The organism is Pseudomonas sp. 22515 (genome assembly GCF_052044625.1).
GTDB classification, from domain to species: Bacteria; Pseudomonadota; Gammaproteobacteria; order Pseudomonadales; family Pseudomonadaceae; genus Aquipseudomonas; species Aquipseudomonas alloputida.
Genome location: NZ_JBQENN010000005.1, coordinates 182,348 through 207,148, shown reverse-complemented (window position 1 = coordinate 207,148; position 24,801 = coordinate 182,348). Strand labels below are relative to the sequence as shown.

Annotated in this window: 20 protein-coding genes; 15 read left to right on the top strand and 5 right to left on the bottom strand. The window is 62.3% G+C overall.

Features of this window, described 5'->3' with window-relative positions; all coding sequences use genetic code 11:
• The first annotated feature begins 10 nt into the window (after positions 1-10).
• The 4 genes from lexA to ACTJJN_RS07640 are packed head-to-tail and all read left to right on the top strand — an operon-like array spanning position 11 to position 5,750.
• Positions 11-628 carry a transcriptional repressor LexA gene (lexA, locus tag ACTJJN_RS07655; RefSeq protein ID WP_012052394.1) on the top strand — a complete coding sequence of 206 codons (618 nt, stop codon included), beginning with the start codon at positions 11-13 and terminating at the stop codon, positions 626-628.
• The gene (imuA, locus tag ACTJJN_RS07650) at positions 628-1,248 is read left to right on the top strand and encodes a translesion DNA synthesis-associated protein ImuA (RefSeq protein ID WP_004374214.1); all 621 of its coding nucleotides are present in this window, start codon (positions 628-630) and stop codon (positions 1,246-1,248) included. Before lexA ends, imuA begins: the two co-directional genes overlap by 1 nt.
• Before the next feature lie 6 nt (positions 1,249-1,254).
• Positions 1,255-2,673, top strand: a complete 1,419-nt coding sequence (locus tag ACTJJN_RS07645; protein ID WP_012052392.1) for a Y-family DNA polymerase — start codon at positions 1,255-1,257, stop codon at positions 2,671-2,673.
• Complete coding sequence (locus ACTJJN_RS07640) at positions 2,670-5,750, top strand: error-prone DNA polymerase (protein ID WP_440781175.1); 3,081 nt, start codon at positions 2,670-2,672, stop codon at positions 5,748-5,750. The genes ACTJJN_RS07645 and ACTJJN_RS07640 overlap by 4 nt, the downstream gene beginning before the upstream one ends.
• A gap of 284 nt (positions 5,751-6,034) precedes the next feature.
• Here ACTJJN_RS07640 and ACTJJN_RS07635 read toward each other — a convergent pair whose 3' ends face one another.
• Together ACTJJN_RS07635 and ACTJJN_RS07630 are read right to left on the bottom strand one after the other, a co-directional pair.
• Positions 6,035-6,856: an aldo/keto reductase gene (locus tag ACTJJN_RS07635; RefSeq protein ID WP_221100396.1), complete on the bottom strand. Its 822-nt coding sequence runs from the start codon at positions 6,854-6,856 to the stop codon at positions 6,035-6,037.
• Positions 6,844-7,749 (bottom strand): LysR family transcriptional regulator, encoded by a 906-nt coding sequence (locus tag ACTJJN_RS07630; protein ID WP_004374224.1) that lies wholly within the window; start codon positions 7,747-7,749, stop codon positions 6,844-6,846. Before ACTJJN_RS07630 ends, ACTJJN_RS07635 begins: the two co-directional genes overlap by 13 nt.
• Before the next feature lie 140 nt (positions 7,750-7,889).
• Between ACTJJN_RS07630 and ACTJJN_RS07625 the strand changes: the two genes are divergently transcribed.
• The 9 genes from ACTJJN_RS07625 to ACTJJN_RS07585 all read left to right on the top strand — a co-directional run bounded on the left by ACTJJN_RS07625 (position 7,890) and on the right by ACTJJN_RS07585 (position 16,256).
• Complete coding sequence (locus tag ACTJJN_RS07625) at positions 7,890-8,588, top strand: CoA transferase subunit A (RefSeq protein WP_004374230.1); 699 nt, start codon at positions 7,890-7,892, stop codon at positions 8,586-8,588.
• Positions 8,589-8,623: 35 nt separating this feature from the next.
• Positions 8,624-9,280 carry a CoA transferase subunit B gene (locus ACTJJN_RS07620; RefSeq protein WP_004576290.1) on the top strand — a complete coding sequence of 219 codons (657 nt, stop codon included), beginning with the start codon at positions 8,624-8,626 and terminating at the stop codon, positions 9,278-9,280.
• 153 nt (positions 9,281-9,433) lie between these two features.
• A complete protein-coding gene (locus tag ACTJJN_RS07615) occupies positions 9,434-10,852 on the top strand; it encodes a short-chain fatty acid transporter (RefSeq protein ID WP_004576289.1) in 1,419 nt (472 codons plus the stop codon).
• Between the two features lie 76 nt (positions 10,853-10,928).
• Positions 10,929-11,471: a helix-turn-helix domain-containing protein gene (locus ACTJJN_RS07610; RefSeq protein ID WP_012052388.1), complete on the top strand. Its 543-nt coding sequence runs from the start codon at positions 10,929-10,931 to the stop codon at positions 11,469-11,471.
• A gap of 249 nt (positions 11,472-11,720) precedes the next feature.
• Positions 11,721-11,897, top strand: coding sequence for an EPS-associated small membrane protein EppA (gene eppA, locus ACTJJN_RS07605; protein WP_004374238.1), 177 nt, complete (start codon positions 11,721-11,723; stop codon positions 11,895-11,897).
• Positions 11,898-12,158: 261 nt separating this feature from the next.
• Positions 12,159-12,716 carry a polysaccharide biosynthesis/export family protein gene (locus tag ACTJJN_RS07600; RefSeq protein ID WP_004374240.1) on the top strand — a complete coding sequence of 186 codons (558 nt, stop codon included), beginning with the start codon at positions 12,159-12,161 and terminating at the stop codon, positions 12,714-12,716.
• Positions 12,717-12,740: 24 nt separating this feature from the next.
• Positions 12,741-13,856 carry a hypothetical protein gene (locus tag ACTJJN_RS07595; protein ID WP_012052387.1) on the top strand — a complete coding sequence of 372 codons (1,116 nt, stop codon included), beginning with the start codon at positions 12,741-12,743 and terminating at the stop codon, positions 13,854-13,856.
• A gap of 19 nt (positions 13,857-13,875) precedes the next feature.
• Positions 13,876-15,438 (top strand): GumC family protein, encoded by a 1,563-nt coding sequence (locus ACTJJN_RS07590; RefSeq protein WP_012052386.1) that lies wholly within the window; start codon positions 13,876-13,878, stop codon positions 15,436-15,438.
• An 11-nt stretch (positions 15,439-15,449) separates the two neighbouring features.
• Positions 15,450-16,256: a CpsD/CapB family tyrosine-protein kinase gene (locus tag ACTJJN_RS07585; protein WP_012052385.1), complete on the top strand. Its 807-nt coding sequence runs from the start codon at positions 15,450-15,452 to the stop codon at positions 16,254-16,256.
• Positions 16,257-16,319: 63 nt separating this feature from the next.
• On the opposite strand, the gene galE is transcribed toward ACTJJN_RS07585, so the two are convergent.
• From galE to ACTJJN_RS07570, 3 genes are all read right to left on the bottom strand, one after another.
• Positions 16,320-17,285 (bottom strand): UDP-glucose 4-epimerase GalE, encoded by a 966-nt coding sequence (gene galE, locus ACTJJN_RS07580; protein WP_012052384.1) that lies wholly within the window; start codon positions 17,283-17,285, stop codon positions 16,320-16,322.
• A 105-nt stretch (positions 17,286-17,390) separates the two neighbouring features.
• Positions 17,391-19,991: a glycosyl hydrolase family 5 gene (locus ACTJJN_RS07575; protein ID WP_440781174.1), complete on the bottom strand. Its 2,601-nt coding sequence runs from the start codon at positions 19,989-19,991 to the stop codon at positions 17,391-17,393.
• Positions 19,992-19,996: 5 nt separating this feature from the next.
• The gene (locus tag ACTJJN_RS07570; RefSeq protein ID WP_012052382.1) at positions 19,997-21,523 is read right to left on the bottom strand and encodes an O-antigen ligase family protein; all 1,527 of its coding nucleotides are present in this window, start codon (positions 21,521-21,523) and stop codon (positions 19,997-19,999) included.
• Between the two features lie 95 nt (positions 21,524-21,618).
• On the opposite strand from ACTJJN_RS07570, the gene ACTJJN_RS07565 reads away from it, so the two are divergent.
• Positions 21,619-22,995, top strand: a complete 1,377-nt coding sequence (locus ACTJJN_RS07565) for an oligosaccharide flippase family protein (protein ID WP_012052381.1) — start codon at positions 21,619-21,621, stop codon at positions 22,993-22,995.
• 236 nt (positions 22,996-23,231) lie between these two features.
• Positions 23,232-24,698 (top strand): GMC oxidoreductase, encoded by a 1,467-nt coding sequence (locus tag ACTJJN_RS07560; RefSeq protein ID WP_012052379.1) that lies wholly within the window; start codon positions 23,232-23,234, stop codon positions 24,696-24,698.
• The last annotated feature ends 103 nt before the right edge of the window (positions 24,699-24,801 follow it).

Here is a 24,801-nt window from a genome sequence, read left to right as displayed (position 1 = left end):
AAGAGTACAAATGTGCTCCATGGACACTCTTACCCCCAAACGCCGCGCCATTTTCGAATTCATCCGTGAGCGCATTGCCGAGCATGGTCAGCCGCCGAGCCTGGCCGATATCGCCACGCGCTTCGGTTTTGCCTCGCGCAGCGTTGCGCGCAAGCACATCACCGCCCTGTGCCAGGCCGGTTACATCGATGTCACGCCAAACCAGGCCCGGGGCATACGCCTGGCCGAACCGCTGCGCCGGCCAGAAATCCTCGAAATACCCGTGCTGGGCCAGGTGGCGGCGGGTGCCCCCATCGGCCCGGACCTGGACATCCACGAGCAGTTGCTGCTCGACCCCAGCCTGTTCCGCCGTACCCCCGACTACCTGCTGAAGGTGCGGGGCGACTCGATGATCGACGACGGCATCTTTGACGGTGACCTGGTCGGCATCCTGCAACAGGCTGACGCCCGCGACGGGCAAATCGTGGTTGCGCGCCTGGACGGCGAAGTGACCATCAAACGCCTGCAACGCCAAGGCGGCACTTACCGGCTGTTGCCACGCAACCCGGCCTATGCGCCGATCGATGTGCAGCCCGAACAGGACTTTTTCATCGAAGGCGTGTTCTGCGGCTTGCTGAGGCGCGACTGATGGGCGCCGTGGTCGACCTCGACAGGCTGCTGGAACAGCGCCGGGTATGGCGCGGCCGGCAGGCCCAGGCGCGGCCACTCGGGCTGCAGCCCACCGGCCATGCGGCCCTCGACGAACGTTTGCCGGAAGGTGGCTGGCCGGCGGCAGCACTGAGCGAGCTGTTGCTGGCCAACCCCGGCTGTGGCGAATTGCAGTTGCTGTGGCCAACCCTGGCCCGGCTGAGTGCAGAAGCCAGCAGAGTGGTGCTGGTGGCTCCACCCTTCATCCCTTTTGCACCGGCCTGGCAGGCAGCGGGGGTGGACCTGCGCTGGCTGGTACAGGTGGATGCCGAGCCTGCCGATGCCCTCTGGGCTGCCGAACAGTGCCTGCGCTCGGGCAGTTGCGCGGCGGTGCTGTGCTGGCCGGAACGTGCCGATGACCGCGCCCTGCGGCGCTTGCAGGTAGCGGCCGAAACCGGGCAGGCACTGGCGTTCGCCTGCAGGCCGCAGCAGGCGTCGCACAACCCTTCACCCGCAGCGCTGCGCATTGCAGTCGACACGCGCCCGGCGCAATGGCGCGTGCTGAAAAGCCGGGGTGGCATGCCTCCAGCGCTGCCTATTCCCTGCCCGGGGCGGGGCTGATGCACCATGCTCTGGGCCTGCATCCTGCTCCCGCAGCTTGCGCTGGACACCGTCCTGCGGGAGCGTGACGACCCTGATACACCCTTGGTGCTGATTGGCGGGCCGACCCAGCGTCGCGTGTTGCAGGCAGTCAACCCGGCGGCCGCTGCACTGGGCCTGCGGGCCGGGCAAACCCTGACCGCAGCGCGTGCCCTGGCCGATGGCTTCACCTGCGTCGAAGCTGACCCCAAACGCATCGATCAGGTGCAACAGTTGCTGGCGGCCTGGGCCTACCGCTTCAGTGCCCAGGTCAGCCTGCATTACCCTCGGGCGCTGCTGCTGGAAGTGGGCTCCAGCCTGCAACTGTTCGGGCCCTGGCCCTTGTTCGAGGCACGTCTGCGTCAGGAACTGGCAGATCTGGGCCTGCGTCAACGCATTGTCCTGGCCAGCAACCCGGTGGCTGCTCGCATGCTCGCCAATGGCCACGATGGCCTGGCCGTGGGCGATGTCGACGCCACCCGAGCGGCGCTGCTTGGCATGCCCATCACGCGCGTCGGCCTGCCGGCAGAGGCGGCCGAAGCGTTTGCCCGCATGGGCTTGCACCAGCTGGGCCAGGTATTGGCCTTGCCGCGCGATACCTTGGCCAGGCGCTTTGCGGCCCAGGTGCAGCTGCACCTCGACCAGTTGCTCGGCCTGCGCAACCTGGGGCTGGATTTCTACCAGCCACCGGACCGTTTCGAAACCCGGCTGGAACTCAATTTCGACGTCGAGTCGCACCAGGCGCTGTTGTTCCCGCTGCGGCGCATGCTCAACGACCTTGCTGCATTTCTGGCCGGGCGAGACTGTGGCGTGCAGCGCTTCTGCCTGCATCTGGAGCACGCCGAGGGGCCGGATACCCTGCTCAAGGTGGGTTTGCTGGCGGCCGAACGCGATGCTGCGATGCTGTTCGAGCTGGCCCGTGGGCGCCTTGAGCCGCTGCGCATACCCGCACCGGTGCGCAACCTGCGGCTGGTTGCCGAAGACTTGCCACCCTTTGTGCCACAGCATCAGGCGTTGTTCGACCCGCGGGCGCAACAGGCGCAACCCTGGGCGCAATTGCGCGAGCGGTTGCGCGCCCGCCTGGGGGATGAGGCCGTCAAGGGGCTTGGCGCAGCCGCCGATCACCGCCCCGAATGCGCCTGGCAGTTGGCGGAGCAGGGTGCCCAAGGCAACATGCCGGTTGCACCGGGCAGCCGCCCGGGGTGGCTGTTGTCGGCACCGATCGCGCTGGATGACGCCGCCTACCAGGTGCAGGGCTACGCCGAACGCATCGAATCAGGTTGGTGGGATGGCGGCGATGTGCGTCGCGACTACTACCGCATCGAAACCCGTGACGGCCTGCGCGGCTGGGCCTACCGCGACCTGAGCCAGGCCGGCCCGCTTTGGCTGCAGGGTTGGTTCGCATGAACACCCCGGGTTATGCCGAGCTGCATTGCCTTTCCAACTTCAGCTTCCAGCGCGGTGCATCGAGCGCCGACGAGCTGTTCCGGCGTGCGCGCGAGCAGGGCTACCAGGCCTTGGCAATCACTGACGAATGCACGCTGGCCGGTATCGTGCGCGCCTGGCAGGCAGCCAAGGTGCACCAGTTGCGGCTGATCGTTGGCAGCGAGGTGCAATTGTGCGACGGGCCCAAGCTGGTGCTGCTGGTCGAGAACCTGACCGGCTACCAGAACCTCTGCGCGCTGATCACCCGTGCCCGGCGGCGGGCAGAGAAGGGTGCGTACCAGCTGTTTCGTGATGACCTGCTGCTGCACCACCAAGGCCTGCTGGCCTTGTGGGTGGCCGCTGACAGTGGCGATACCGCTACCGGCGCGTGGCTGCGCAGTGTGTTCGCTGAGCGCCTGTGGCTGGCCGTGCACCTGCACCGGGGCAGTGACGATGCCATGCGCCTGCAACGGTTGCGGGCACTGGCGGCTGATGTGGGTATCCGCGCCGTGGCCTGTGGCGACGTGCACATGCACGTGCGTGGTCGCCGTGCCTTGCAGGACTGCATGACTGCCATCCGCCAGCATTGCCAGGTGAGCGAGGCCGGGCGCTTTCTGTTTGCCAATGGCGAACGGCACCTGCGCAGCCAGGCGCAACTGGCCGAGTTGTATCCGCTCGACCTGCTGGCCGAGACCCTGGTCATTGCCCGGCGCTGCCAGTTTGACCTGAGCGAACTGAACTACCAGTACCCACGCGAACTGGTGCCCGAGGGGCATACCCCGGCAAGCTGGCTGCGTGAATTGTGCGAGCAAGGCCTGCCGCTGCGCTGGCCAGGCGGGCCGAGTGGCAAAGTGCGGGCTGTGCTTGCCAAGGAACTGGGGCTGATCGAAGAGCTGGGTTACGAAAGCTACTTCCTGACGGTGCACGACATTGTCGCCTTCGCCCGCAGCCAGCGCATCCTATGCCAGGGCCGGGGGTCGGCAGCCAACTCGGTGGTGTGCTTCGTACTGGGCATCACCGAGCTTGACCCCATGAAACACCACCTGCTGTTCGAGCGCTTCCTGTCGCGCGAGCGCAACGAGCCGCCGGACATCGACGTGGACTTCGAACACGACCGGCGCGAGGAGGTGATCCAGTATGTGTTCCGTCGCTATGGCCGGCACCGGGCGGCGCTCACTGCGGTAGTCAACACCTACCATGCCGCCGGTGCGGTGCGGGATGTGGCGCGGGTGCTCGGGCTACCTGCCGACCAGGTGGATGCCCTGGCCAAATGTTGTGGCCGCTGGAGCGATCGCATACCCGATGACCAGCGCCTGGCCGAGGCCGGTTTCGAAGCGGGCAGCCCTTCGCTGCGGCGGGTGCTGGTGCTGGCCGGCGAACTGATCGGCTTCCCTCGGCACCTGTCACAGCACCCGGGCGGTTTTGTCATCTCCCAGCAACCGCTTGACCAGCTGGTGCCGGTGGAGAATGCCGCGATGCCGGAGCGTACGGTGATCCAGTGGGACAAGGATGACCTGGACATGGTTGGCCTGCTCAAGGTCGACGTACTGGCGTTGGGCATGCTCAGCGCCTTGCGTCGCTGCTTCGACCTGCTGCAGCACCACCGTGGCCGGCACCTGACCCTGGCGACCATCCCCAGCGAAGACCCGGCCACCTACGCCATGATCAGCCGTGCCGAGACCATGGGCGTGTTCCAGATCGAGTCACGCGCGCAAATGGCCATGTTGCCGCGGCTGCGGCCCCAAAAGTTCTACGACCTGGTCATCGAGGTCGCCATTGTCCGCCCAGGGCCGATTCAGGGCGACATGGTCCACCCGTACCTGCGCCGGCGCCTGAAGCAGGAGCCGGTGACGTATCCGTCGCCGCAACTGAAGGAAGTGTTCGAACGTACCTTGGGCGTGCCGCTGTTCCAGGAGCAGGTGATGGAGCTGGCGATGGTCGCGGCCGACTATACCCCGGGCGAGGCCGACCAGTTGCGCCGCAGCATGGCAGCCTGGAAGCGCCACGGCGGTCTTGAACCGCACCGCGAACGGCTGGTGCAGGGCATGTTGCGCAATGGTTACACGCTGGCGTTTGCCGAGCGCATCTTCGAGCAGATCAAGGGGTTTGGCAGCTATGGCTTCCCTGAGTCGCATGCGGCCAGCTTTGCCTTGCTGTGCTATGCCAGCAGTTGGCTGAAGTGCCATGAGCCGGCGATCTTCACCTGTGCGTTGGTCAACAGTTGGCCGATGGGCTTCTACAGCCCTGATCAGCTGCTGCAAGAGGCTCGCCGCCAAGGTATCGAGGTGCGGCCGGTTGATGTCTGCCACAGCGACTGGGACTGCACCCTGGAGCCTGATGCTGAAGGCACCCTGGCCATTCGCATGGGCCTGCGACTGGTGCGTGGCCTGGCCGAAGCCGATGCCAGGCGCGTGCAGCAGGCGAGGGCGCAGCGGCCGTGGCGCAACGTCGAAGACCTGTGCCTGCGCGCCGGCCTGGACGCACGGGCCCGTGCCCGCCTGGCTGATGGCGGGGCGCTGCGCGCCTTGGCCAGCGATCGGCATCAGGCGCGCTGGCAGGTGGCGGCGGTGCAGCCGCAGCTGCCGTTGTTCGCCGATGTGCAGGCCTTGCCTGAAGAACCGGTGCAATTGCCCGTGCCAACCGTGGGCGAGGACCTGATGGCCGATTATCAAACCCTCGGCACTACGCTTGGCCCACATCCACTGGCGCTGTTGCGTTCTCGCCTGAGGGCACTGGGGTGTCGCAGCTCCAGTGAATTGCAGGGTGTGGAGCATGGCGACAACATTGCCGTGGCCGGGCTGGTGGTGGGCCGGCAACGGCCTCAAACCGCCAGCGGTGTGACCTTCGTTACTTTGGAAGACGAACATGGCATGGTCAACGTGGTGGTGTGGCGTGCGCTGGCCGAACGGCAGCGACGGGCGCTGGTGGGTTCGCAGCTGCTCAAGGTCAGTGGGCGGTTGGAGCAGGAGAATGGGGTGCGGCACCTGATTGCGCGGCGGTTGGAGGATGTGAGTCCGCTGCTGCAAGGGCTGGATGTGCGCAGCCGGGATTTTCACTGACCCCCAACGCTCGGTACTTGCGTGGTTCCCTGTGGGTGCGGGCGAGCCCGCGAAGCAGCCACCGCGTTGCAGGGCACCGGCCTTGCCGGTGTTCGCGGGCATGCCCCACATTGACCGCCTGCAACCTTGAGCCTGCCCCAACCATTCATTGGCCACGGTGCGTTATTCCTTGGTCGACGGCCACGTTTGCCACAAGGCCGCTCCCACAGGGATCGCGCCGCCTTTTAGAAATTGAGCAAGACAGTTGCTCCCAAAGGTCGCGTCCTGGTCCCGCTTGTGCTCGCCTACACCATCGCCAACCGCTGCTTGCGCGTCGGTGCAGGGAACGCCCGGTCGATCGCCCGCAGGTCTTCACCGGTCAAGGTCAGCGCTCCCGCCGCCGCATTGAGCCGCACGTGCTCGGGCGCCACCGCCTTGGGGATGGCGATCACGCCGTCATCGCGGGTCACCCAGGCCAGGCAGACCTGGGCCGGTGTGGCGCCATGGCGCTCGGCAATTTCCGCCAGTACCGGGTGCTGCAACAAGCGCCCGGCCTGAGCCAGCGGGCAGTAGGCCATGGTTGGCAAGCCACGTTTTTCGCACCACGGTAGCAAGTCGAATTCGATGCCGCGCTGGGCCGGGTTATACAACACCTGGTTGGTGGCACAATCAGGGTTGCGCAGTTCGCGCAGGTCGTCGACGTCAAAGTTGGACACGCCCCAACGCTTGATCTTGCCTTGCTCGCGCAAGCGCTCGAAGCCTTCGACGGTTTCCTCCAGCGGGTGCTGACCCCGCCAGTGCAGCAGGTACAAGTCGATGCAATCAGTGCCCAGCCGGGTGAGGCTGCGTTCGCAGGCAGCCGCCATGCCGCGCAGGCCGGCATTGTGCGGGTAGACCTTGCTGACCAGAAATACCCGGTCGCGGCGCCCGGCAATGGCTTGGCCAACGACCTCTTCTGCCCCCCCTTCGGCATACATCTCGGCGGTGTCGATCAGGTTCAGGCCCAGCTCGATGCCCTGTTGCAGCGCCGCGACTTCGGCAGCCTTGCGACCTGGGTCTTCGCCCATGTACCAGGTGCCTTGGCCGATGGCTGGAACACTCGTGCCTGCCAGATTTACGTAACGCATGTCACCTCCGGGATCCGGGTATTGGAAAGAAGCACCTCAAGCAGTGCTTGCGCTGCGGTGGAAAGCTTGTGCTCGCTGAGGGCAATCACGCCGATGCGCCGCTCGACAGTGGGCTCGACCAAGGTTACGCAGCGGGCACCCAGCTCCTGCATCTGGTTGATGCACAGCGCCGGCACAGCACTGACCCCCAGGCCGCTGGCCACCATGCGGCCGATGGTCGTCAGCTGGTGGCTTTCGAACGCGACTGCCAGCTTGCCGTGGCGGGCCGCCACATTCTGCTCCATCAGCAGGCGCACCGCCGAAGGGCGCTGCAGGGCCACGAAATCTTCGGCCATCAACTGTGCCCAGCTGACCTGGGGCAGCAGCGCCAAGGGCGAGTCGGCGGCCACTACCGCAACGAAGCGGTCCATGTACAACGGGTGGAAGTCCAGCCCATCGATGTTATCCGGCTCGAAGCCGATGCCCAGTTCGACGCGGCGATGGCGTACCAGTTCCTGTACCTGTTCGTTGATCACGTCGTGCACCGTGACGTTGACCTTGGGGTAGCGCTGGCGAAACACCTTGAGCGCGTGGGGCAACAGGTTGCCGGCAAAAGCCGGCATGGCCGCCACTGACACACGGCCCAATTGCAGGGTAAAGCGCTGGCGCAGCATCTCTTCGGTGTCGTCCCAGTCGGCCAGCAGGCGGCGTGCCAGTGGCAGCAGCACTTCGCCTTCGGCAGTCAGGCTGACGCTGCGCGTGGTGCGGCTGAGCAGGGCGCCGCCGAGGTTTTCTTCCAGCGCCTTGATGGTCAGGCTCAGTGCCGGTTGCGAAACGTGCAGGTGTTCACCGGCCTGGGCGAAGCTCTGGTACTTGGCCACGGCAACAAAGGCGCGCAATTGTTTGACGTTCATGTCGGGCCTATCGTTTGTTTTGTAAAAATTATCAATCGATGACGAAAACAAAATTAACAAATCAGTCGCTTGCGGTGAAGATGTCTGCACACGCTCACCGACAGCCTCGTCGGTTAAACAACTACAAAAGGCGGATCAGCATGGCCGGACTGGACAAGCGCGTTGCAACCTATGAACAGGCCCTCGAAGGCCTGACCGACAACATGACGGTACTGGCCGGTGGTTTCGGCCTGTGCGGCATCCCGGAAAACCTTATCAGCGAAATCAAGCGGCGTGGCGTCAAGGGCCTGACCGTGGTTTCCAACAACTGCGGCGTTGACGGTTTTGGTCTGGGCGTGCTGCTGGAAGACCGGCAGATTCGCAAGATGATCGCCTCCTACGTGGGCGAAAACGCCGAGTTCGAACGCCAGTTGCTCAGTGGCGAGCTGGAAGTGGAACTGACCCCACAGGGCACCCTCGCCGAAAAAATGCGCGCAGGTGGTGCCGGCATTCCGGCGTTCTACACCGCCACCGGCTATGGCACCCCGGTTGCCGACGGCAAGGAAGTCCGCGAGTTCAAGGGCCGCAAGTACATCCTGGAAGAGTCCATCACCGGTGACTTCGCCATCGTCAAGGGCTGGAAGGCCGACCACTACGGCAACGTGGTGTACCGCAACACTGCGCAAAACTTCAACCCGCTGGCGGCCACCGCCGGCAAGATCACCGTGGTCGAAGTGGAAGAAATCGTCGAACCCGGCGTGTTGCTGCCAAGCGAAATCCACACCCCGGGCATCTACGTGGACCGTGTCATCGTCGGCACCTTCGAAAAACGTATCGAAAAGCGCACCGTCAAGGCCTGAGCGCCATCCACCCGAACAATAAAGAGATCCTGACCATGGCACTGACCCGCGAACAGATGGCGCAACGCGTTGCCCGTGAACTGAAGGACGGTTACTACGTCAATCTGGGCATCGGCATCCCCACCTTGGTGGCCAACTATGTACCCGCCGACATGGATGTGATGCTGCAATCGGAAAACGGCCTGCTCGGCATGGGCGAATTCCCCACCGAAAGCACCCTCGATGCCGACATGATCAATGCCGGCAAGCAAACGGTCACCGCCCGCCGCGGCGCCTCGATTTTCGATTCGGCACAATCGTTCGCCATGATCCGTGGCGGCCACGTCGACCTGACCGTACTGGGGGCTTTCGAGGTGGACGTGCAGGGCAACATCGCCTCGTGGATGATTCCGGGCAAGCTGGTCAAGGGCATGGGCGGGGCCATGGACCTGGTGGCCGGCGCCGACAACATCATCGTTACCATGACCCACGCCTCCAAGGACGGCGAGTCCAAGTTGCTGCCACAGTGCAGCCTGCCGTTGACCGGTGCGGGCTGCATCCGCAAGGTGCTGACCGACCTGGCCTACCTGGAAATCGAAGACGGCGCCTTCATCCTGCGCGAGACCGCGCCTGGGGTCAGCGTCGAGGAAATCATCGAGAAAACCGCCGGCAAACTGATCGTGCCGGATGACGTGAAGGAAATGACCTTCTAAGGCATGACGTGATCTCACCTGTAGGCGCGGGTTTACCCGCGAATGCGTCGGTACATTGACCGCCGCATTCGCGGGTAAACCCGTTCCCACAGGTTTTTTGCGTTGCCTGGCAATACCGCTTCATCCCATAAAACCAATAAAAGGAATTCAACCGTGGCCGCTGAAATTCAAGACAGCCGCTCCGCGCGCTTTGCCTTGCGCTGCTCCAACTGGGCTGAACGCTGGTTCCCCGACTCCTGGGTGTTCGCCGCGCTGGCGGTGCTGCTGGTGTGTATCGGCGCACTGGCCATGGGCGCCAAACCGACCGACACCGCCAAGGCGTTTGGCGACGGCTTCTGGAGCCTGATACCGTTCACCATGCAGATGGCCTTCGTGGTCATCGGCGGTTATGTGGTGGCCAGCTCGCCGCCCGCCGCGAGGCTGATCGATCGTTTGGCGCGCATCCCCGGCAATGGGCGCTCGGCAGTGTGCTGGGTAGCACTGATCTCGATGCTGGCCTCCTTGCTCAACTGGGGGCTGTCGCTGGTGTTTGGAGGTTTGTTGGTGCGCGCCTTGGCAAGGCGCACCGACCTGAAGATGGACTACCGCGCTGCGGGTGCGGCCGCTTACCTGGGCCTGGGTGCGGTGTGGGCGTTGGGCCTGTCATCCTCGGCGGCGCAGCTGCAGGCCAACCCGGCCAGCCTGCCACCTTCAATCCTGTCGATAACCGGAGTGATCCCGTTTACCGAAACCATCTTTCTCTGGCAGTCCGGCGTGATGTTGGCGGCACTGGTGGTGGTCTCGCTGGTGATTGCCTATGCCACTGCGCCGGGCCCGAACAGCGCACGTAGCGCAGAAGACTGCGGTGTCGACCCCAGCTTCACAGCGCCACCCGCGCCGCAACGCACGCGCCCGGGGGAGTGGCTGGAACACAGCCCAATCCTGATCCTGCTGTTGGTGGCCTTGGCTGCTGGCTGGCTGTATCAGGAGTTTGCGACAAAACCTGCGATTACCGCCATCTCGGGGCTCAACACCTACAACCTGTTGTTCATCATGCTCGGTGCTTTGCTGCACTGGCGCCCACGCAGCTTCCTTGACGCGGTGGCACGCGCGGTACCGACCACCACCGGTGTGCTCATCCAGTTCCCGCTGTATGGTTCGATCGCCGCTATCCTCACCCAGGTGAAGGGCGTCGATGAACAGACGCTGGCCCACCATATTTCACTGTTCTTCACCCAGATTGCCACCCATGACACGTATGCCGTGCTGATGGGCGTGTATTCGGCGGTGCTGGGCTTCTTCATCCCTTCAGGCGGCGGCAAGTGGATCATCGAGGCCCCTTACGTGATGCTGGTGGCCAACGACCTGCAGTACCACCTGGGGTGGGCCGTGCAGATCTACAACGCGGCCGAAGCCTTGCCGAACCTGATCAACCCGTTCTACATGCTGCCGCTGCTGGGCGTGCTGGGGCTCAAGGCGCGCGACCTGATCGGTTTCTCGTTCGTGCAATTGCTGGTGCATGTGCCGTTGGTGCTGGTGTTGCTGTGGGCGCTGGGTACAACGCTGCAGTATGTGCCGCCCGTGATGCCTTGATTCAAGGCCCCTGGAGACTTGGCGTCAGCTTTCAGACGCGTATCATGGCTGCCTCAGCCTGGGAAACCCGCGTCACATGTCTATCCGATTGAAACTGCTGCGTAAGAAACTGGGGATGACCCTGGAAATGCTGGCCGAAAAGACTGGCATGACCAAAAGCTACCTGTCCAAGGTCGAGCGCGGCCTCAACACGCCCTCGATCGCTGCGGCGCTGAAACTGGCGAGGGCACTGAATGTCAATGTCGAAGAGCTGTTCGCCGAAGAACAGACCGGGCAGAGCCGCTACAGCCTGGTGCGCCGTACCGAGCGCCAGGCCTTGGTAGGCGATGGGCAAGGGCCGGGGTACGCGGCCCTCACCAGTCAGGTTGGCCAGCGCAGCCTGCTGCCGTTTCTGATTCAGCCGCCGTCCGAGTTCAGCGACCCCACGTTCAAGGAACACCAGGGCGAAGAGTTCCTGTTTGTTCACGCAGGCCAGGTGGAAGTGGATTTCATGAGTGAGCGGGTGTTGCTGGAGCAGGGCGACGCCCTGCATTTCAATGCCCAGACGCCGCACCGCCTGCGCTCGGTAGGTGCGACACCGGCGCAGTTACTGGTTGTGGTTCACCACGCAGACGAATGAAACCGCAGGGGGCAATCATGCCCCCCACGTGTTCTCAGCTGTGAAACGCCATGTTCATCGCATCATCCCTCCCTTGCATAATCTGCATGCCGTTTTTTTGACGAATGCGCCCATCGCTCATTGAATTTTATTATGGTGTCGGATCATTGACGTAGTGTCATTGTGCCCATAAGCTCAAGTCAACAACGAAACAACTCCCGCAGCACAGCGCCAATAACTAATTGATTTTCCTGTTTTTAGGAGGGGAGTATGCGCACGACTCTGATAATCAAATCGATGTTCTTGCTGGTGATGCTAAGTGGTGCTGCCCGCGCAGCGGATTCGTATATAAATCAGAACAGTATCATTCCTGTTTCAACTGCAGGCTGGTTCTTTGCCTTTGCTGTGGTCGGTTTTGTTGCCGTTGCCAACCGCAGAAAGATCTGAGCCGTATACCGGGTACCTAAAGTGACCCATTGCTGCGAGGCCACAAGCATGGCTTGTGAATTCTCCAACCGTTGCTATATTCCCAGTAGCCCGTAGGACCAACATTTACAAGGCGTTGCAGCCACGTCTGCAGCGTCAAGGCAAGGGCCTCCAGGAAGGTCGAGGCCATCGCGGCAGCTGTGCGCCGTGAAGCGGAGCGAGAGTTGGTGTGTTGTTCTCATTCAGTGCTCTTTGTCGGGCCATTTGGCCGGAGGGACCCTCATGGTGCGTTCAATGTTTGCCGCTTTCTGCATGCTGACGGTGTGGTCTGGTGCCGGTAACGCCGACCAGAGCAGTGCTGCTTACCTGCTCAGCCCCGGCGATGTGGTGATGGTATCGGTGTGGCAGGAAGACAGCCTGCGTCAAGAAGCCACCGTACTTCCCGATGGTAGTATCACCTTCCCCTTGGCCGGGCGCATCAATGTTGCCGGGCTGGACGTGACGGCAGTCGAAAAGCAGGTCGCTGCCAAACTCGAAAAATTCCTCCCCGACCCTAACGTCAGCGTTGTCGTCAAAAGCATTGCCGGCAACATGGTCTATGTACAGGGCAAAGTGATCAAGCCCGGGCCTGTGCAAATGGCAGGCCCCACGGCCGTATTGCAGGCGCTGAGCATGTCGGGCGGCCTGGACAAGTTTGCGGATGAAAGCGAAATCAAGGTGGTCCGCGGCACCGGTGCTTCCCAAAAGATCCTGCCCGTGCGATATAAGGACCTGGTGTCTGGGCGGGACATGTCCACCAACATCCAACTTCAGGCTGGCGATACGCTGGTCGTTCCTTGATCTTGCCTTTAATAAGAACATTTAATGCCTCTTCTTAGAACAACTCGCATTGCAACGGCAATCTTGGTCTTGCCGTTCACGGACGCGGTACTGGCGGCAAATTGGCAGTCTACGGTGGTGGTACCGACATCCGTCGAATACGACAGCAACCCATTGCTGCTGACCTCGGGGGAAAAGGGCATAACGCGCACGATCATCGCGCCAGATTACACCCTGATCGGCACTTTTGACCGCGACGAATTGAGGTTGGGGCTTGGCATGAATCTGCTGCGCTCGTCCGATACGGATATCGTCGATGACCGTGAAGACCCTGATATCAGCCTGGGTTGGCAGCGCACCACCGAGCGGGGGCGGTTCGGCCTGGTGGGGCGCTACAACGAAAGCTCGACGTTGTCGGGGACAGTACTGGATACCGGGGTGATTACCACCGACGGTACGCAGAAGCTTTACACCTTGACTGGCAACTGGAGCCAGGCGGTGACCGAGCGCAGTACCTTGAGCAACGAAACCACCTACAGCCGTGCCCGTTACGACATCAGCACGCTGACGGGCTACGACGAACTGGCGAACGTCTTCACCTGGACTTACGCCTGGAGTGAGCGGGCTGACCTGTATACCCGTTTTGGTGCCCGGCGCTATGAGCCCGAAGAGGACCTTACCGCCACTGCTTCCAACAGCTACAGCCCGGCAGTCGGCATCAAATACCAGCTTGCCGAAGGCTTGAGCGCCGATGCCCATGTTGGCGTCAACCAAGTGTCAGGTGACGACGGCGGCCGGCGCGGGGAGGGTGGGGTTGCGTTGCTGTACACCGGCCCGCGTGCCGACGCCAGCTTCACCGCCGAGCGCAGCACGGTGGCAAGCGCTGAAGGCGGCTTCGCCGAACTGGACCAGGTGCGCGGTGTGTGGAGCTATGCGCTGACCGAGTTGTCCCGGGTCGGCGCAGACGCCGCGTGGCAAGACAGCAAAGGGCAGTCGCCCAACACGCTGCAGACGTACAGCGTATGGGCCAGCCGCCAGTTTTCGCCTTACTGGGACCTGCGCCTGTCGCTGATGTACAAGGAACGGCAGCAGGACCATGTACCGGATGCGACCGCTACGATCGTTGGTTTGACGTTGACGTACAGGTACCCCGACATCTGAACTGCAGGCAGGTGGCCCTATGAAGTCTGACTACGAGCTCTCCCTCAGAGATTACATCGCCATTATCAAGGACAGGGCCCTGGTGTTAGGGGTGAGTGCCGCAGTCATTCTCGCCGCGACCGTGGCCGTCGCGTTGATGGTGCCGCCGATCTACCAGTCGACCGGCACCATTCTGGTGGAGTCGCAGCAGATTTCGCCTGAACTGGTGTCGACCAACAACACCAGCTTTGCCGATGAGCGCATCGAGGTGATCCGCCAACGGGTGATGACCCGCGACAACCTGCTGCGCATCATCGGCAAGTACGACCTCTTCGCCGACAAGCGCTTCAGCGAAAGCGACAAGATCGACCAGATGCGCAACGCGATCGTGGTCGAAACCCTGACCACCTACGTGCGCGGTCGTGGTGAAGCGACCGTGGCGTTCAATGTGTCGTTCGAGCACAAACAGGCACAAGTAGCCAAGGAAGTCGCCGATGAACTGGTGACGCTGTTCCTCAATGAAAACCTCAAGCAGCGCACCGAACGGGCCAACGAAACCACCGAATTCCTCACCCAGGAAGCCAACAAGCTGGGTGCCGAGCTGGCCAGCCTGGAGAACCAGCTGGCCGATTTCAAGCAGGCCCATGCCAATGCCTTGCCCGAGCACCAGACCCTGCGCATGAACATGCTGTCGCGGGCGGAGCTGGAATTCCGTGAGGTCGACCGTGACTACAAGGCTGCCCAGGAAGAGCTGCGCTACCTGGAACTGGAGCTGTCTGCGGCCAATGCCGGCCTTGCCACCAAGGTTGTCGAGGGCGCCCGGCCAACCCGTGCCGACCTGCCCGAAGACCTGCCAAGCCTGAAAGCCGAATACGCGCAGCTGCTGACCCGCTACAAGGACGCCCACCCGGATGTCGTGGCGGTCAAGCGCAAGATCCAGGCGCTCGAAGCCAGTGGTGGTCGCACTGCGGCAGCGTCCACGGTCAGCCTCGACGCGGCCCGTGTCCGCGCCAAGATGAGTGCCGCGCAGGTGCGTATTGCCTCGCTGGCAGAGCAAAAGCGTGAGCTGACCCGGAAAATGGAAGGCTATGAAGCCGAGATCCTCGAGGCACCGCAAGTCGAGCGTGGCCTGGTGACCTTGATGCGTGACCACGACAACGCGCGCAAGAAATACGAAGAGATTCGTGCCAAGGAAATGGGTGCAAAGATTACCGAAAGCCTCGAGCAGGAAAACAAGGCTGAACGCTTTGTGCTGCTGGAGCCTCCTCTGTTGCCTGAGAAGCCGATCAAGCCTAACCGCAAGAAAATCGCTGCGCTGGGCCTGGTACTGGCACCGGCCGGTGGCGGTGCGCTGGTGATGCTGCTGGAAATGCTCAATCAGCGCGTGCGCGGCGTTGGCGCCCTGGAAAACCTGCTGGGCAAACGGGTGCTGGTGGCACTGCCCTATATCGATACCCGGGCCGACGTGGCCCGCCGCAAGCGCTGGCGCAATCGCCTGATCCTGGCGGCACTGGCGTTGGCAGCTATCATGATAGGGCTGGTGCACGTGTTCTACATGCCACTGGATGTGCTGTTGTACAAAGTCATGTCTCGGTTTGTATAGGGAAAGCAGTGATGGACAGGATCAAGCCGGCTGTTGGCAACAATATTCATCAGGTTACCCCGGGTACTCCCCAGGCACTGTCTCCCGCACCCGGTACGGCGCTGACCGAAGTGCCGGGTCAGTTCGATTACGTGAACACCAAGGTGGTGCCGCTGCGTGCAGACCACCTGGAGCGTAACCGCATCGTGGCGTACAACAAGAACTCCAACATGAACGGGCCGATCGACCTGTTGCGTACGCAGGTGCTCAGGGCCATGGACGAGAACGGCTGGCGCACCTTGGCCATCACCTCGCCAACGCCGGAAGCGGGCAAGACAATGCTGGCGATCAACCTGGCCATGAGTATTGCCCACCACACCACCAAGACTGCGTTGCTGGTGGACTTCGACCTGCGTCGGCCCAAGGTCGGCAGTTACCTGGGGCTGCCCATGGAGCAGGCACTGAACGAGTTTCTGACGGACAAGGCCGAGTTGCAGGACTGCCTGGTCAACCCCACCTTGCCGCGCTTCGTGGTGCTGCCAACGCGGGTACCTGTGCCCCTGTCGACCGAGATGCTGTCCTCGCCCAAGGTGAACAACCTGATTGGTGATTTGCGCAACCGCTACGAATCGCGCATCTGCATTTTCGATTTGCCACCGCTGCTCAGCTCGGACGATGCGATCACCGTGTTACCCAAGTTCGACTGCGTGTTGCTGGTGGTGGCCAACGGAATGAACAACAAGAAGGAAATCGAGGATTGCCTGCATCACCTGGGCACGGTGAACCTGATCGGGACAGTGTTGAACAAGGCTGACGAACAGCCGCGCACCTATTACTGAGCCTTCTGGCAATGCGCCTGTAGACGCCGCCTTGTGCTGCGCCTACAGGAAGCCGAGGGCAACTCAGCGCTCCCAGGGATACTGCAACTCCCACTGCCACGCATGCCGAACAATCTGCTCCAGCGAGGCGAATGCCGGACGCCAGCCCAGCACCTGCATGGCTTTGCTCGCATCCGCCACCAGCCGTGGCGGGTCGCCGGCGCGACGCGGTGCGTCAAGGGCATTGATCTGTCGCCCGGTCACTGCCCGGGCCGTATCGATCACCTGCTGCACCGAAAAGCCCAGGCCATTGCCCAGGTTGAACGCGGCACGCTCGCCACCGTCCAGTAAATAATCCACTGCCAGTGCATGGGCCGCCGCCAGGTCTGCCACATGCACGTAGTCGCGTATGCAGGTGCCATCCGGTGTGTCGTAGTCGCGACCAAACACTGTCACCGCCTCACGCCGGCCAGATGCAGCCTGCAGGATCAACGGGATCAGATGGGTTTCCGGTTCATGACGCTCGCCTAGCTGGCCTTCCGGGTCAGCGCCCGCTGCATTGAAATAGCGCAGGCATACCGACTTCAAACCATAGGCCCGGTCGAAGTCCTCAAGAATCTGCTCGACCATCCATTTGCTCAACCCGTACGGGTTGATCGGCCCCTTGGTGTGTGCTTCATCGATCGGCACGTACTGCGGGTTGCCGTATACGGCGGCACTCGAAGAAAACACCAAGTGCCTGATGCCGGCATTGACCATGGCCTGCAGCAGGGAAAGGGTGGCTGCGACGTTGTTCTGGTAGTACTTGCCGGGGGCACTGACCGACTCGCCCACTTGAATGAACGAGGCGAAGTGGAATACCGCATCGAAGCGGCACACGCCAAACAGCACATCCAGTGCGGCTTCGTCGGCGATGTCGAGCTTGGCCCACTGGATACCGGGGCCAGGTGAGACCAGGTCCGCCACCAGCACTTCATGGCCGGCGGCGAGCAGGTGCTTGACCATGTGCGAGCCAATGTAGCCCGCACCACCCACAACCAGATATTTCATCCCCACCTCCTGGAATCTGCTGTTTACAGACGCAGTGAACACTCCCTGACACGTGCAGGTGGGATGATCAGCTACAGGTGACCTGAGCGTAGATGGCCATATGCTCTATTTCAAGAATAGCCAATTGGACATGTAGGTTCCCTCGAAGGTAATGGTGTATTGCCCATCCTTGTAGGCCACTGGCAGCGGCTTCAGCTGTTCCCGTGCATCGCGGGCGAACAGTTTCAGGCCGGCGGGTGCCTTGATGTCCAGGCGGCCTTCAAGGGGCTCGACATTGAACGGCGTCTTGTCATCGGCCTTGGGCATGGCACGGGTGCCCAGAGACAGCAGAAGCTCGCGCGACTGGCCCAGTGGCTTGCCGTCCAGGCTCTGGACCACGACGCTGGCGTAAGGCGTTTTCGCTTGTACCTGAATGGCACCCAGGTTGACCGGGCGGCCGCCCAGCCAGCCGCTGGCGGCCTGGGTCAGTGGCGTGTCGATGGTGTAGATGCCTTGTTGCCAGTTGCGCCTGAGCTCGCCTGTATCGGTCACCGACTCGGTGGCATCTGCGGCCAGCAGCGATTGCCCCGGGTCATGCAGCACTTGCGCGCCTGCCGGGATGGGCGCGGGTTTTAGCCAGGGCAATTGCGGCGTGTGTGGCAGGGCGATCTGCAACTGGCCCTTTTCCATGGCCGTGCGCAGCAGCGGTGAGTTACGCGGGGTGATTTCCTGGTTGTACAGGGTGTCTGGTGTTGGTGCGAACACGTAGCGAGTGGTGGCGGGTTTTACGTCCGCACGGCGATAGAGCAGGGCAGCGGCGGGCAGGGTGGCGATCATCGCCGGGTCGTTGTACGCGTGCCAGTTGTCCGCCGTGCGCCAACCTGGGTTGAATGCTTGTTGGCTGTAGGCGTATTGCAGCATGGCGTCCCAGCCTTGGTGGCTGGCAGTGCCGGCGATGTAAATGGGGAGCGAGTGACGGTCCGGCAGCGGGAAGGGCTCGGCGTTCCACTCGGTGACGGTCAGCGGTTTGCCGACGACCTGGGCGGCAGCAATCCAGTCGATCATGCCGTCGCTGGTCAGCGGGTTCTTCTCCAGTTGGCCTGCGTCGCCGTAGCTGTGGGCGTCGATGACATCACCAACGCTCAGTGCCGGCAGTGCGCTAAGCCCATTGCCGCCCCAGGTGCTGGTGGTCGCAATGGGGACTTTCACGCCCACGCTGCGCAAGTGGGCGATCATGTCGGCATTGAAGCGTTGTTCCAGCTCGTTGAGCAACAGCTTCGACGGCCCATGCTCCCAGGCACGCCAGGTCAGGTCGGCGGGCAGGTCAAACTGTTTGGCAAAGGCCTTGGCCGCCGTCATGTAGCGTGCGCTGTGGCGCGGTACATCCTTGTTCGGCATCAGGGCGTTGCCGTAATGCTGGGTCAGGTCATTCTCGTTGGTGATCAGCACGGCGGCGATGGCCGGGTCGTCCTTGTAGGCCAGGCCCGTGTATTCGTTCACATGGGTCAGGTACTGCTCGGCGAAGCGTTTCATCGCTTGCTGGATACTGTCGTTCACGTAGGCGTAACCCTTCAGGTCGACGCGACCATCCTGCTCGGGCAGCTCCTTGAAGTCTTCGATATTGTCGTTGGCGGTAAACGCACGCTGCACATGCATGTCCAGCCAGATGTAGATGCCTTCGTCCTTGAGTGACTTGATCCACAGGTCGAGCTTGCGCAGCGATTCGGCGCTGAGCTGCTGGGTATCGCGCACCAAGGTGCCGTCGCCAAAGACGTTGGGGCTGACCCAGGGCGAGTCGTGGTGATGCAGGCGCACCAGGTTGAAGCCCAGTGCCGAAAGGCGTTTGGCCTGTTGGCGTATTTCGTCGTCGGGGCTTTTGAACAGCGAGTAGGCCGACAGGTTGGTGCCCCAGAAGCGTATCGGGGTGTTGTCGGCAAACATCAACTGGTCGCCGACCGCCTTGACGAAGCCACGCTTGCCGGCGGGTCTTTCCGCTGCGTTGAGAAACGACAGGTCCACCGGCGAGGTGCGCCAGTCCAGTTGGTCATCAGGCCACTTGGCGGGGTCTGCCAGGCCGAAGCGCTCGGTGGGCGTCGGGCCGAGTTCGATGTCGCCGGTCACGTTGAGCACAGCCTTGAGCTGCTGGCGGCCGGCGCTGATCGGGTCCTTGTAGAGGAATGCGCGCAGCTCGGACGGGTTGCCGCGCTCGAAATAGACCTTGGCCAGTGGCGGGTCGAAGCGCATTTCGATGCGTCGACCCTGGTCGGCCTTGCCCCACGTCCAGCCGCGGTTGTCGGGCAGCAACTGCGGGGCCCCCATGTCGCCGGCGATTTGTGCCGGATCGAACTGGAACACCATGCCGCCACCCATGACACCGTTCTGGCGGCTGTGGGCGTCGAGGTCGAAGGCCCAGCTCAGGTTTTGTGCCTGTTCCTTACGGATGTCAGCCTGCAGGTCGAAGTCCAGTTCCTTGTTCTTGCCCCGCAGCGTGTAGTGGTCAGGGCCATTGACCTTGAAGTCGGTATAGAAACCGGTCCAGCTCCAGTTGGCAGCCCAGAAATCGAATTTGGCCTTCATGACCGGGCCACCGCCGTGTGTCACGGTAGGCAAGCCATTTTGCTCATCGACACTGACCTGCCAGTCTGAAGCCCCGCTGGCCAGCGGCAGCAGGGCCAGGCCGGCAATGGCCGAAAGGCGCACGTAGTGACGCAGGGACAGCCTATTCATGAACATTACCTGGGTTGTAGGTCGGGTTCTGCCAGCTCCACGGCCGGGCTGTTGTGCAGGCGGCGAACCATCTGGATGTAGGCCACGCCCAGCCCTGCGATAGACCAGTACACCACCGGGATGAAGGTGATGCTGCTGACGGTGAAGATGATGACCAGAATGCCGGTCAGCGTTGCCAGCAACACCCGGCCGAGCTGTCGTCGCTCGTCATCCTTGTCGGCAAAACTGAGCATGGCCCTGCGGATACCCAGCAGCAGCACGGCAAAGAACGCCACGAACAGGCCTAGCCCGACCAGGCCGGCCCGCAGCGCCAGGTTGATGTAGGTGTTGACGATATCGATGATACCTTCGCCCTGGATCATCGCCTGCATTTCGGGTGTGTTACGGAAATCGAAGGAGCCGAACAGCGGGTTGCGCTGGATGACGATCCAGGCGTTGTCCATCAGCCGCTCGCGGTAGGTGATGTTCTCTTTCTCGAGGTTGCCGATGAACGGCAGCAGGTCCAGCACCTTGTCGCCGCCTGGCACGACGGTCAGCAAGGGCAACGCCAGCATGCCAGCCGCACCCAGCAGCGCCAGGCGCTTGACAGCGCCTTTGCCCAGGGCAATGAACACCACCACGATGACCACGGCGCCGATCCACGGGCCACGCGACAATGGCGCGAACAGCCCGGCGGCCAGCAGCAGGGCGCCCATGGCCCTGTGCAGCGGACGTTGCACATAGCCTTGCACGAACAGGAACAGGCCGATGGCCACGCTCATCACGTAACCCAGTACGATCGCCTGGCCGGTGGTGACGCTCGCCCGCAGCGCACCGCCGCGGCTCAGGTAACCGGACATGCTCCATGGCACGCCCATGGCGTCGACCAGCGCGCTGTACAGTAACCAGTGGCGCACATACTCGGCCACAGCGATCAGCGCCATGACGAAAGAGACGAGTACGAAGGCCAGCAGGGTGTCCTTGAAGTCGCTGATCTGACGCAGGCCACGGCTGGCCACGTAATACGGCAGGAGTACGTCGACATACAGGTACAGCGCCTGGCGCAGCGTGTCGGTAGGGGTGGTTTCGCGCAAATAGAGCACGCTCAGCAGCAGCAGGCCGGCCGCCAGCAACTTATCAGTCCAGGTGCGGCCAAAGCGCAGGGTGTCACCTTGGCGGCGCAGGTGCAGCGCGGCCGGCAGCAGCACGCACAGGCTCAGCAGGCGAATATGGTTCAGGTCAACGAGGTAATTGACCACGCCAAACCCGGGCACCTGTACCGACGCTGGCGGGATCAGGAACAGCAGCATGTAGAACAGCGCCATGGGGTTGTGCTCGCGGCGCCCGGCCAGCAACAGGACGACCGCGCCCACGCCCAGGTACAGCCAGAAGCTGTGCGAGAAAAAAGCCAGCAGGGTCAGCAGGAACCACAGATTACGCCGGCGCTTGTAGTCACTGAGCGGAATCAGGTCGGTGGCAGGCCGCCGGGCCATCAGGAAGACCACGCTCGCCAAAAACAGGATGACGATCAACGCACGAAAATGTTCAGGCATCGGCTATGTACACCTTTCCCTTGGTGGGCAACGGCTAGCATCGTGGCTAATTGAAACTATAGTGACTTTTAGCCAATCAGTCAGAGATTGAAGTCATGCCGTCGATTGATGTGTCAGCCGCCGCGAGCCTGCGCAAGCGGGCCCTGAGGGCCGGGTCATGGAACCTGGTCTCGCAGGTGGCTTCACAGGTGATGCGCCTGGGCGGCAATCTGATCATGGCCCGCTTGCTGCTGCCGGAAATGTTCGGCGTGATGGTCATTGCCACCACTGTTTCGATACTGCTGCATTTGCTTTCCGATGTGGGCCTGCGGCAGAACATCATCCAGAGCCACCGTGGTGACGATCCAGATTTTCTCAATACCGCCTGGACCGTGCAGATCATCCGCGGTTTCCTGCTGTTTGCCCTTACCCTGCTGCTGGCCCTGGGGGCTTGGTTGGCGCAACTGGCTGAGCTTTGGCCGGCAGACTCTACCTATGCCGCGCCCGTACTGCCGATGGTACTGGCGGTCACCGGCCTGTCGGCGGCCATCTGGGGTTTCCAGTCCACCAAGATAGATGTGGCGGTACGAACTTTCCAACAAAAGCGCGTGGTGTTGGTCGACCTTGCCTCGCAGTTGGCTGGCCTGGTGGTGATGCTGGTGCTGGGCTTGCTGACCCATTCGATCTGGGCGCTGGTGTTATCAGGCCTGGTTTCGGCGGTCGTCTGGACCGTGCTGGGGCATACCGCCCTGGAGGGGCCCAACAACCACCTGCGCTGGGACCGTTCGGCGCTGACCGAGCTGATTGTGTTTGGCCGCTGGATCCTGTTGTCGTCGATGGTCGGCGTGCTGGCGATGTACGGCGACCGCATATGGTTTGGCGCCAGCATGTCGGCGGCGCAACTGGGTGTGTATTCGATCGCCGTGCTGATCCTGGGTGCGGTGCAGACCGCGCTCATGAAAATTGTCGGCGCGGTGGCGCTGCCTGCTTTCAGCGAGGCGGCCAGGGCCGACGACAGGCCGCGCCTGAAAGCGCTGTATTTGCGCTTTCGGCTGCTGGTCGACCTGCTGGTGCTGTTCATCTGTGGCGGTTTCCTGACCGCCAGCCCGCTGCTGATCGGCTGGATGTATGACGATCGCTACCGCGAAGCCGGGCCGATGCTGGCGATTCTCTCGCTATCGTTCATCGTATTGCGCTATACCTTGGCTCATCAGGTGTGGATTGCCTTGGGCCTGACCAAGTACCAGGCCATGGACAACATTATCCGCCTGGTCTCGTTATGGGGGCTGTTGCCGCTGTTACTGGCGATTGGCGGGGTGGAGTGGGCTATCTGGGGGGTTGCCCTGCATGCTGTGCCAACGCTGGTGCTGGTTGTGTATGTGAACTGCAAACTGGATATCTTCAGCCTCAAACGTGAGCTGGTGGTACTGCCGATGTTGCTGGTCGGGGCGCTATGCGGGGCACTGTTGACGGCCTTTTTCAACTGGCTGTAGCGCAGTTTGCCGAGTGTAACTTTCATGGCTACAGGTCACGGGATCATGGGGAAGCTCACTTTTTGTACTGCGCAGTTGGGTCGTAGAGGTTTTCTCCAGAGTTGTGTCTTGCTTAGTGTGGGGGGCGCGGTATTTGGCGCCTCGGCGGCCGTTGCCAGCAAGACGGTCGAAAAGCCTGGGTTTGTGGTAATCAACGGTTGGGTATTGCCGTCCCGTTACTTCCGGAACGCGTCAGCATGATCAAGGACTTTCAGCAGCAGAAGGCGCTGCGCGACGACTATGATTTCTGCATCATCGGCGCCGGCCCGGCGGGTATAACCCTGGGCTTGCGCCTGGCAGCCGCCGGCTGGAGCGTCATGATCGCCGAAGGCGGGGGGCGCGAATATGCGCCGTATTCGCAAGACTTGTACGCGTGCTCATCCACCGGCCTGGAACTGTATGCCGAGGAAACCCGCCTGCGTTACCTGGGTGGCACCTCCAATCACTGGGCTGGCCGTTGCCGTCCATTCACCCCCTCGGATTTTGCCGTCGCCCCGCCAGGCGACTTGCCGGGTTGGCCAATTCCCTACTCGGAGATCGAAGGCTTCCTGCCGGCAGCGATGGAGATCGTCGATCTGGCGCCTGGCTCGGATTTTCGCGCGATGAATGCCGGCCTCAATGGTGGTGACTTCGAGGCGGACCGTTTTCTGCTCAGCACGCCGACACGCTTTGCGCAAAAGTACGCTTCAGCACTGGAGCAGACGCCAGGCCTGGACGTATTCATCCACTGTAATTGCGTTGACCTGGAGTTCGACAAGGCTTCCGGCCACCTGGCTGCGGTGGTGTTGTCCGACTATGAGCGCAATCGTCAACGCCTGGTGGCTGGCAATTTCATTCTGGCCACAGGTGCCATCGAGAATGCCCGGCAGTTGCTCAACAGCGAGACCTTGGTGGCCGCAGGCGTGGTGGGCAAGGAAGGGCTGGTCGGCGGGTGTTTCATGGAACACCTGAATATCGAAATGGGCACATTCATCCTTAAGTCCGGGCAGGACCCAGAGCCGCGCCAGTACTACACCACCGATGCTTTCGTCGACGAGTACAAGGCCGGTAAAGGCAATGTCACTGCTGTTTTGCTGGCCGATGTGCAGACCTATGGCCGCACTGCCGAGGTGAAGTATTTTCTCGAGAGCCTGGCCTGCGACATGGGGTTTGCCAACAAGGTCGCCTTCGTCGCCAAGTTCAGTTGCCCTGGTGACGGCGTGATCAGCACCATGATCGAGCAGTTCCCCAACCTGCACAGCCGTATTTCGCTGCTGGACGAGAAGGATGCGCTGGGCGTGGCCAAGGTCAATGTCAATTGGGTGCTGAGCGCCGAAGATCGGCACACCATCAAGTGCATTGGTAGCGAACTGGCCAAGCAGTTCGCCGACATGGATCTGGGGTTCGTCAAACTCAACGATTTCGTCTACGACACCTCGATTCCGCTGAAAATGGCGCCTCATGCCCATCACATGGGCACCACGCGTATGGCCGCCTCGCCACAGTTCGGTGTAGTCGATGCCAATTGCAAGGTGTTCGGTACCGAAAACCTGTATGTCGCCGGCAGCAGCATTTTTGCCAAGGGCGGCGCCTCCAACCCGACCATGCCGCTGTTGCAATTTGCCTTGCGGCTGGCCGACCACCTCGATAACAAGATGAAAGCGGCCAGCAGCGCCGCTGCTTGATGCAGGTTGTACACGGGTGAGTGCGATGCGGTCAGCACCTAGAAGAACGAGACCGGAACGCCTCAGGATACTCCAGATTGTTCAGATCGCGAGGCCAGGCAGT